This window comes from uncultured Gimesia sp. (assembly GCF_937910335.1).
In the GTDB taxonomy this organism is placed as follows: Bacteria; Planctomycetota; Planctomycetia; order Planctomycetales; family Planctomycetaceae; genus Gimesia.
The window spans coordinates 1-9,351 of sequence record NZ_CALEMX010000088.1; the positions used below are offsets into that span (position 1 = coordinate 1).

The following is a 9,351-nucleotide window of genomic DNA, read 5'->3' on the forward strand; positions in this document are numbered from 1 at the left end:
CTTGACCCACCAACGCACTTCACAACAATCAATCGCAGTGATCAACAACCCATTCAAAAGCAGAACGGCACAAGTCACCATAAAAAAACAACATACAAACCAGAGCAGTAAAATCATATAAGAACAGTCCCATATTGAAAAAAGAAAATCACGCATGCGAAAGTAAGCGAGGATCCAATTGAAAAGTAGGGACGCGACCCATGTATCCGTCCGCCAAAGTAAAATCAATACAGAAAGAATTGCTAACGTGACACCAACGGGTGTTGTTCGTGCCTTTCGTGATTTTCGTGGTAGAAAATAATCTGCTATGACATCAGTACAATCAATCTGTGAACAGAGATTCTACTTGATGTGCCCCAGACGACAGACATGAAAATCCACCACTAATGACCAAAGCAGAGAACCGTGAAATAGATAAGGGGCAATTGTAGCAGCGTTGGGCGTGACCAGCCTTTGCTTACTTTACCGATTGTTGTGTGCTGCTTTGCTCAAAGGCCTTGAGAAGTTGACCGAGATGGGCTGATAGCAACGCAATGGTTTTTTCGTTGGAGCCATTCTGCTTCGCGGCTTCTCGCTCAATGGTAATGACGTGCCTCAGGGTTTCGATTTGTATTTCCAGAAGCGACTTAATTCGTCTCTGCAACAGCCAGTCTTTGATTGAGGGCTGGAAGAGGTCGTCGAGTTGGTACTCAGGACTTAACTTTGAGGGAGGATATCCACGCGGATAAGAGGTGATTTGTCGACGAAGGATATCATAGCAATTGTGGCATACCTGATGCGGCCCGGTCGTTTCACGTGATGACATAGTTGGTCTCTTATCATCCAGGTGCGCAAAGAGCGTGGGCCATGACTGCTTGCCAAGACTTATGAGATGGGCAATCGCGGCATTGATCCGACGAGCAGATTGAGCAGACTGGTATTGAACTCCCTCTTTAACGAAAATATCGCTTTTCTTCAGCACAAGCATTTCCACGGAATCTTGTGGAGAGCTTGTGGTTTGCTTCGTAACTATCTTCCCTTGCCTTTTTTGTGCATTAGCGTCCGAGCCGCCAACGTTTGATTTATGGATTGTGATTCGTGGCCGATACTGAAATCTATCATAGGCTGTTTCCATAGGAGCTGCGTCGAGCGATCCAGGTCGCTCAACCACACCATCGAAAATGCCATATTCGTGGACGTCGTAGTCGAAACGTTTCCCAGGATGTGGTTTCTTGATTTCGGAGGCAGCACGATAAAAAGGAAATTCGACAGGTCGTTCCAATCTCTTTCCATTGACAGTGTCTATTTGCAGGAATATTTTCTCCGAATCGGCTTTTGTGCCCCCACGTGTAGAAACTCCGGCCACCCGAACAACCGTACCAAGGGGATAACCTAAGTTACCAATCACATTGTCTTTCCCAAATGACTTGACGGTAATAACCGAGTGAGCCTCCGCTCCCGTCTTTGCTGAAAGTTTTTGGCCAGGAGCGCTGGATACCAAGATGGCACAAAAGAGTATTACTAAGATAATTCGCATAGGAATGGACCTCCCGAAAAGTGAGTCATTTCCAATAATGTATAGCTTCCTATGAACGATCACTCAATAGCAACCATGCATCCGAACAATAAAGCTGTCAGGAATCGAAAAATGACTTTTTGTAATACAGAGTAAAGTATTCGTACCCCCACAATCGCACTTTTCAAACTCACTCATCATATTTAAGAATGATCCGGGAGCCGACCGCATCTGTGAAGACATTAACGCTGATCTCAATGCCATTTTTGCCGAACTCGGTATAACGGCGTTTCTTGCTCTCGAGAGGACGTCGAGTTTCGCGGTAGCCTTTGTCGCGCAGTTGCTGACCAAAATAGTCAAACGCCTCTTGCAGTTCCAAGGTCGACTTGAAAATACAACGATCATCGCCATCGTACTTCAGAGACTGTAAATTTTCAGGGAGCTGAATTTCTTTTTGAAGAAAGAGATGCCCCTTTGGTTGAGCAATTCCCAAAGCAGCCAGAGCCGCGGGATCATTTGAGCCTTTAAAGGAAAGTCCCTTGCAATCCATGTCGACTTTGACCCCCTTCGATCGTTCATTCAAGCTCAACTCCACTTCAGACTTGCCATTTTTAAAGGTCACCTCAATCGAATCTTCCTCAATTTCTTTCTCAGCCACTTTCCAGCCGCGCTTGGCCATTTCAACTTGATAGAACCGGGTCAGCTTGGCAAGCGTAGTCGGACTGGTAAAGCTGACGTCTTTGAACCGGGCATCAAATTCCAGTTTCTGCGCATCGCCGGGAAACGGCAAGTGAAACGCATCCGCCTTGAAATCTATTTCCTGTGCGATGTTCACATCAACCCAGCCTTTAGCAAGCTGCTTTTGTTTCATCTCCTTCTTGCGCTTTTCTTCGCTACGCATTACTTTTTGGGCTGCCTCTTTTTTCGCAATCGCCACTTTGAACTTAGCCAATTGTTGCGTCGCGTTTTTCTCATCTTTCAAATGAGTATCGGAAATCGGCTGCACGCGGATGTCCCGGTAGAAAGTAGGCGCCTTAAAGAATCCCGGAACAGAATTAATGGCGATTGCCCCCTTGGTCCGATTCAGTCCGTCAATCTGATTGACCACCACTCCATTGACAATGACTGTCAGTCGCTTGCCACGACTGATCAGCTTCAAACGATTCCATTCTCCCAGATCATTTTCCACATCCCGGGGAAGCTTAGGTGCCGGGAAGGCCCAATTCTTCGGTTCGGTAGTCGATTTCACATCACGAAAGAAAACCGCACCGATATTATTATTCAGTGATATCTCGATCGACTTCGGAGCCGAAAAGGCACCTTCCTCATCAATCGTATGGATATAAACCGAACCCGCGGCTCCGACAGTGACACCGTTCTTCACACGTTTCGCCCGCCATTCAAAAGTGAGCACGTAGTCTTCGAACTGTGCCTTGTGCATCAAATAGCTTTTGGAAGCCCCGGTACAAACCAGTAATCCCTGTTGGACAACCCAGGCATCACTCAACTCCACCGGCTTTTTTTCATCCTGGAGATGATAAGACCAACCATCAAGGTCTTTACCATTAAACAGCACAGTTTCTTCAGCACTCGCCGAGATTGAGAACACGACGAAAAACAACACGATACCACTCAGTTGATAAGTTTTGCGCATAGCGATTCCTCACCAGAAATGAATTGTTACGCCCGCACCGATCAGTCTAACGACTTTGAGGAAACTTTGAAAACAAATTCACCAGGAATAGGCATCGGAATGCAATAAAGTCCCGTAGCCTTAAGTCTGGATTTTAAATGGTGTCCGACGCCATTTCTGTCCATAAGAAACAGCGCGCTGCAACACAGAATACTGCTCACGACCAGGTTCATTGAGCCGGAACACCTGCGAGTTTGAGAAAGGCGAGCCAGCGTTCACGACTTTCCCCATCAAAACCACACATGGTAATCGCGGATTTCAGCATCGCACCTCGAAATCGTCGATCGCCAACCAGCAGAAATGTTTCGCCCAGAAACACCAATGCAAAGGGCAGATCTTCTGTGATTCTACCGCTGTAGTCAGCCCAATAGCTGGATGTCAAAGGAAAAGTAACAATACGATCATCGCGTCGGATTTCGACAATGCCTTCAGTGACACTCAGCTTCACTCTCTCAGCCTGAGGACGCGTATAGAATCTGTTGAAGAAAAACACCCCCATAAAAGTAAATACAATCCTGAAGGCAATCAGAAACCCGCTTAGAAAAAAGGCACGTTCAAGTGACATTGAACTGAAAATCAAAATCAACATCACAAGATATGTAATCAGAGTCCATCGGCGTCCCAACCCTATGAAATAGGAAAACACGGTCCAGAAAGTAGGCAGCTTGTTCTTGATCCGTTCGGGTAACTCTTCCGATAGAACCGGGTGATGTCTGGCATAGTCAGCCAGACCCGACTGGGCAGCATCAAGACAAGACGGACAATAAACATGGCCATCCCACAGCATCACCAGATCATCGCCGGTGTCGGAGCACTTTCGACATTGTTTGTGACTGTCCATAACAAAAGTTCTACAAAGAAGCAGGGGCAATAAATTCTACTCAAAGACTTACAAGCGGATCGGTGCTAGCCGCCGTGCATCCAAATACACTTGAGCGACCAACCTTATTTTAATTAGTCAATCAAAAAAGTCAGAATCGCATCAAATCAATTCTGGAATCACTTCACCTTCTGGCAGCGCAAGCATGGGGCGATCATCCAATGTGCGGAGTTGAGCCTTGGGGTCCATCCCCAGAGCATGATAAACCGTGGCGGCAAAGTCTGGTACCGAAACAGGACGGTCCGTGATATCCGCTGCATGTTTGTCGCTGGATCCCAGCACAAGCCCTCTCTTGATTCCGCCTCCACCCAGCGTCAGGCTGAAGCAGCGGTTCCAGTGATCACGCCCGGGAGCACGTGGGTCGTTATTCAGCCGCGGAGTACGTCCGAATTCACCAGCAGTAATCACCACGGTGTTATCCAGCATGCCTCGTTCGTCGAGATCATTTAACAGCGCCGCATAACCCTGATCATAAGGGGGAACTTCGGTTCTGAGACGGGGAAAGACTTCCGGATGATGATCCCACCCATAACGCACATAACCTTTCACGGTCACAAATCGTACGCCCGCTTCGATCAGCCGTCGCGACAGCAACAACCCCTGCCCCACACGATTACGCCCGTATTTGTCACGCATCTGATCTGTCTCCTGCGAGATATCAAATGCGTTTTTGGCGCGCTCTGAGGTAATCATGGAAAGCGCTCGCTCGCGAAACTGTTCGTGAGTTCGCGCAAATTGAAGTTGCTGCTCTTTATTTGATTGAAATTGATCAAGGGCCGACAGCAATGATTGTCGATCACTCAAGCGATCTACACTCACTGCTTCAGGCGGACTGAATTCATTGACTTGAAAACTACTGCTATTCGGATCGGGAGTGACAAGAAACGGGTCATAAGTGCGTCCCAGATAACCGCCGAAACCGGGGGCGCCATAACGCGGGCTGTCCAATTTGCCCACCTGCACGAAAGGTGGTGTCTGGCGTGCACGCCGTTCCTGTTGCCACGTCAACATCGCACCGAATCCTGGTGGATTAATCGCCGGTGTGAGGCGACTCCCACTCATCAAATGAAAATCACCCTGCCCATGCGTGGGTGAGTAGGAGTGCATCGAACGAATGAGCGAGAACTTGTCAGCACAGTTGGCCAGGTTCGGCATCAACTCGCACAGTTCCATCCCGGGCACGCGCGTGGTAATCGGGGTCAGCTCGCCACGTATCTCAGCCGGTGCATTCGGCTTCATATCATACATATCAATGTGGCTCGGCCCACCCAACAACCACAGTAGAATACAGTTCACCTCGCGCCGCGGTTTTGCAGCCTCAGTCGGCTGTCGCATCGTGTCTATCAGGTTAACGCCCAAGGCAGATAAACTGCCCACCTGCAGCAATTCACGCCGATTCAACCCTGCATTTAAACGCAACATATTTCGTTTCTCGTCTGAGACGTACAATCATCTGAGGGATTTAAGTGAAACTCAAATCAGTTCGCGCATCGGTTCGATGCCCTGATCGACCAGATATTGCGGCGTGCCGCTGCTGTCGAAGATGCGGGTGCCATTCAGATCCAGGCCGACGTTGCGATACAGCGTAGCAAAGACTTCCTGGAATTTGACCGGCCTGTCGATCGCAAATTCACCATAACGGTTCGTCTTGCCAACAACCTGACCAGTTTTCATCCCGCCACCGGCGAGCATCGCACACGAAACTTTCGGCCAATGATCGCGGCTGTTGTTTTGATTGATTTTCGGCGTGCGTCCAAACTCACCCCACACCACCACAGAAACATCTTTGTCCAAACCACGTTCGTGCAGATCGGTCACCAGAGCCGAGAGACCCTGATCGAGCAATGGAAATTCTTCGCGAGATTTGGGGAAGTTCATCCCATCGGGACCATGCCAGTCCCAGCGACTGTAATTCAATGAAACACAGCGGGCACCCGCTTCAACCAGCCGACGCGCCAGACAGAAGTTTTCGATCATCCGAGGTGCGCCATCGCGTTGAAATGTTTCGTCACTCTTACCGTAACGGGCAAGAATCTTCGGATCTTCTTTCGAGAGATCCAATGCATCGACCAGTTGCGACGTCGTCAGAATATTCATCGCCTGTTGCGAGTAAACGTCCATACTTTCCATCAAACCGGAAGTGTCGGCTTCACGACGAAACGTATCAAACGCGCGCCGCAATTGAACGCGATCTTTCAAACGTTCCAGCGTGATGCCCTGCAAGATCATATTCTCCGGCGAACTGCGCGCTTTGCGACCGACCAGATTGAAGGGCGAATGCTGAACTCCCAGAAAGCCACCCGTTCCCGGTTCTCCCCAGGTACCGTTGCCCGTTTTATACATCAACGCAACATTCGAGGGGACCGCTGCATTCACTGGACCTTGAAGCTTCGAGACAAAGGCACCCGCTGCCGGCCAGCCACCGGGAGGCTGCCGACTGCCGAAACGTCGCCCCGTCATACATTGATAGGCATCATGTCTGCCGTCCGCATCAGAGATCGAACGCACGGGAATAAACTTATCCATCATGGCGGCCATCCGCGGAAACAGTTCGCAGATTTCGATGCCGGGCACGTTGGTTTTAATCGCATTAAACTCGCCACGGATTTCCGTAGGCGCTTCCGGCTTGGGATCCCACAAATCGATGTGTGACGGACCGCCGGGCATGTAGATATTAATGATCGCTTTATGATTGCTGCCGGTCAGGCTATCGTTCTCAGCCTGAAGCACACCCGGCAAGGAAATCCCACCCAGGGCCATCCCGCCGATCTTCAAGAAGCTGCGACGCGAAACACCATCACAAAATTGACCACGTTTCGCAGTCGATTTACCTAGAATCGTCAGCATGCAATTTCTTCCCGGAAAACAATGATTCACAACACCATTGAACAAGCATAAAACAACGCTGATATGATAACAGACATAGATTTCGGATGCAATTCGTAACTCAGATTTCCCTGAGGATCCTGAGTTCAATGCCCCAAATCAACTAAAAAGGGCCTCTTTTTATACTCACTTTCTGAGCGGCTCGGTGCTAGCCGCCGTTATAGTATTTGTGCTTGTGTCGTTGTTAGAACAGGGAGGCGGTAGTTTGGATGATTTCACTGAGCGAAAATGCACATTACAAGCAACGTCGGCTAGCACCATTCCGCTCAGTATTACCATGAACCTTATCCGCGCGTTAGCCTGCAGCAGAAATAATTTGTACCCTCACTTTGTATCCGCTATCATCGAAGCCTGCTACAAATAAGTGTTTCCAAAATCCTCATCAAGGATACCCCCCATGAATCATAAACAGACGCGGCGAAGGTTTTTACAGGATTCAACTAAAGTAGCAGCCATCACGGCGGCAACTTCAGCATTGGGAGGCGTGCACGTTTTTGGTGCAGAAAAATCAGCTAAGCTAAACATCGGCATTATCGGCTGTGGTTCGATTATGGGACATCATGTCAAAGGTCTTGTCGAACGCAAAGAAGCCGTTTCTATTTCGTATTTGTGTGACGTCGATCCGCGACAAATCGAACGTACGGCAAAGTATATGCACGGGTTTCAATCAAAGCCGCCAAAACAGACATCCCGCTATGAAGATGTGATCGGCGACAAAAATGTGGATGCGGTCATCATCGCTACACCTCATCACTGGCACGCTCCAATGACGGTCGCGGCAATGAGGGAAGGCAAAGATGTATACATCGAGAAACCCATCTCACATGTTTACAACGAAGGCCATCAAATTATAGAGGCAGCCAAGAAATACAAATGCGTCGTGCAACAAGGCAGCCAGATGCGTAATAGCCCCGTCACACTCAAAGCAGAAACCTTGTTGAAGCAGGGAATCATCGGCGATATAAAAATTGCACGAGCCTGGACCGCCGAATCACGCAGCACTGTCAAACCAGTGCCTGACAGCACACCTCCCAAAGGCGTCGACTATGATCGCTGGCTCGGGCCGGCTCCGAAACGCGATTTCAATCAACTTCGCTTCCACCGCTCCTGGCGCATGTTTCGCGATTATGCCAACGGCGAAATTGGCGACGATGGAATTCACGATCTGGATATGGCAGCCTGGGGTCTGGGTGTCGACACCCTGCCCCAACAAATCACAGCCCGCGGCAGCCGTATGATGCTGCACGGCCACGCCAGCGATTACCCCGATAACATGAACGTCACTTACGAGTACCCCGATGGTCGACTGCTGATCTACGAAAACTACCCCTTCACAGCCTATGGTCTGCATGGATTTGACAACGGAAATGTGTTTTACGGCACGGAAGGTCATATGATCTTCTCCAGACGTGGTGCCTTTAGTGTGTTTCTTGGTCCCAAGAATAAAAAGGGCCCCACAGAAGGAAAAGACCTTAGAGGTCAACGCGGTTACCCAGAACACATGTCTGAGTTCCTGAACGCAGTACGAAATCGCACCCCCACCAAAGCCAACCCGCAAACCGCGCATCGCAGTTGTGCCCTCGTGCATTTAGGAGAAATCACCTACCGCACACGCGGCCGTCTAGATTTCGATCCCAAAAAAGAACAGTTTATCGACTGTGATGAAGCCAATACCCTACTCGGCAAAACCTATCGTAAACCATATGGGCTACCCACATAGACAAGAGCACCAGTGTTCGCATTGAGAAACGTTACCTTTCCAGTACGTTTAAAGGCTACTTTAATTACTTCTTATCACATTGAATAATAAACGAGTTTATGGAAGACATGAAATTTTCAACCTTGATTCTATTGTTTTTGGGATTTTCCCAATCACCTTTTGCGGCTGCACAGCCTCCGAGCAAAACAAACATCCCCACAACGCCTGCCGACATCATCTTTGAGCGCGACGTTCATTATCGTGAAGGCCATGACCGCTGGGTCCTAAATGTCATTCGTCCCAAAGAAACCTCAACTCAACCTCGGGCAGCCATCGTACTGGTCCATGGAGGCGGATGGAGCGGAGGAGATCATTACCGATTTTCCAAAATGGGATTTGAATTTGCGCAAAAGGGATACGTTGTCATCACCCCGACATATCGAATGATTCAGGACAAAGCTTTCCCCGCTTGTCTACATGATGTAAAAAATTCGATACGATGGTTACGTGCGCATGCAAAAAAATACAATGTTGATCCGGACAACATCGGTGCCTATGGAAATTCAGCCGGTGGAACATTAGTCCTCACCGCAGCCCTGACTAACAAACAGGACGGCTTCGAAGGAAAGGGCCCCTATCAGAACTTCTCCAGCGAATTGCAGGCTGTTGTTTGTTCTGGAGCAGTCGGAAATATGCTG

Annotated in this window: 7 protein-coding genes; 2 read left to right on the top strand and 5 right to left on the bottom strand. The window is 49.0% G+C overall.

What is annotated here, in order from left to right:
• Positions 1–457 precede the first annotated feature (457 nt).
• The 5 genes from Q0668_RS03595 to Q0668_RS03615 all read right to left on the bottom strand — a co-directional run bounded on the left by Q0668_RS03595 (position 458) and on the right by Q0668_RS03615 (position 6,915).
• Positions 458–1,516 (bottom strand): hypothetical protein, encoded by a 1,059-nt coding sequence (locus Q0668_RS03595; RefSeq protein WP_298860015.1) that lies wholly within the window; start codon positions 1,514–1,516, stop codon positions 458–460.
• Positions 1,517–1,685: 169 nt separating this feature from the next.
• Complete coding sequence (locus tag Q0668_RS03600; protein WP_298860017.1) at positions 1,686–3,149, bottom strand: DUF1080 domain-containing protein; 1,464 nt, start codon at positions 3,147–3,149, stop codon at positions 1,686–1,688.
• A 208-nt stretch (positions 3,150–3,357) separates the two neighbouring features.
• Entirely contained in the window at positions 3,358–4,029 is a 672-nt protein-coding gene (locus tag Q0668_RS03605; protein WP_298860019.1) for a hypothetical protein, read from the bottom strand.
• A 141-nt stretch (positions 4,030–4,170) separates the two neighbouring features.
• Positions 4,171–5,490: a DUF1501 domain-containing protein gene (locus Q0668_RS03610; protein WP_298860021.1), complete on the bottom strand. Its 1,320-nt coding sequence runs from the start codon at positions 5,488–5,490 to the stop codon at positions 4,171–4,173.
• Positions 5,491–5,541: 51 nt separating this feature from the next.
• Complete coding sequence (locus Q0668_RS03615) at positions 5,542–6,915, bottom strand: DUF1501 domain-containing protein (protein ID WP_298860023.1); 1,374 nt, start codon at positions 6,913–6,915, stop codon at positions 5,542–5,544.
• A gap of 436 nt (positions 6,916–7,351) precedes the next feature.
• Between Q0668_RS03615 and Q0668_RS03620 the strand changes: the two genes are divergently transcribed.
• Both Q0668_RS03620 and Q0668_RS03625 read left to right on the top strand, forming a co-directional pair.
• Entirely contained in the window at positions 7,352–8,674 is a 1,323-nt protein-coding gene (locus Q0668_RS03620; protein WP_298860025.1) for a Gfo/Idh/MocA family oxidoreductase, read from the top strand.
• Between the two features lie 107 nt (positions 8,675–8,781).
• A partial coding sequence (locus Q0668_RS03625; RefSeq protein WP_298860027.1) for an alpha/beta hydrolase occupies positions 8,782–9,351 on the top strand: 570 nt, incomplete at its 3' end.

What these genes read in the sequence shown, in the direction of transcription:
- Q0668_RS03595 (WP_298860015.1), bottom strand. Translation starts at nt 1,516, where the DNA reads ATGCGAATTATCTTAGTAATACTCTTTTGTGCCATCTTGGTATCCAGC.
- Q0668_RS03600 (WP_298860017.1), bottom strand. Translation starts at nt 3,149, where the DNA reads ATGCGCAAAACTTATCAACTGAGTGGTATCGTGTTGTTTTTCGTCGTG.
- Q0668_RS03605 (WP_298860019.1), bottom strand. Translation starts at nt 4,029, where the DNA reads ATGGACAGTCACAAACAATGTCGAAAGTGCTCCGACACCGGCGATGAT.
- Q0668_RS03610 (WP_298860021.1), bottom strand. Translation starts at nt 5,490, where the DNA reads ATGTTGCGTTTAAATGCAGGGTTGAATCGGCGTGAATTGCTGCAGGTG.
- Q0668_RS03615 (WP_298860023.1), bottom strand. Translation starts at nt 6,915, where the DNA reads ATGCTGACGATTCTAGGTAAATCGACTGCGAAACGTGGTCAATTTTGT.
- Q0668_RS03620 (WP_298860025.1), top strand. Translation starts at nt 7,352, where the DNA reads ATGAATCATAAACAGACGCGGCGAAGGTTTTTACAGGATTCAACTAAA.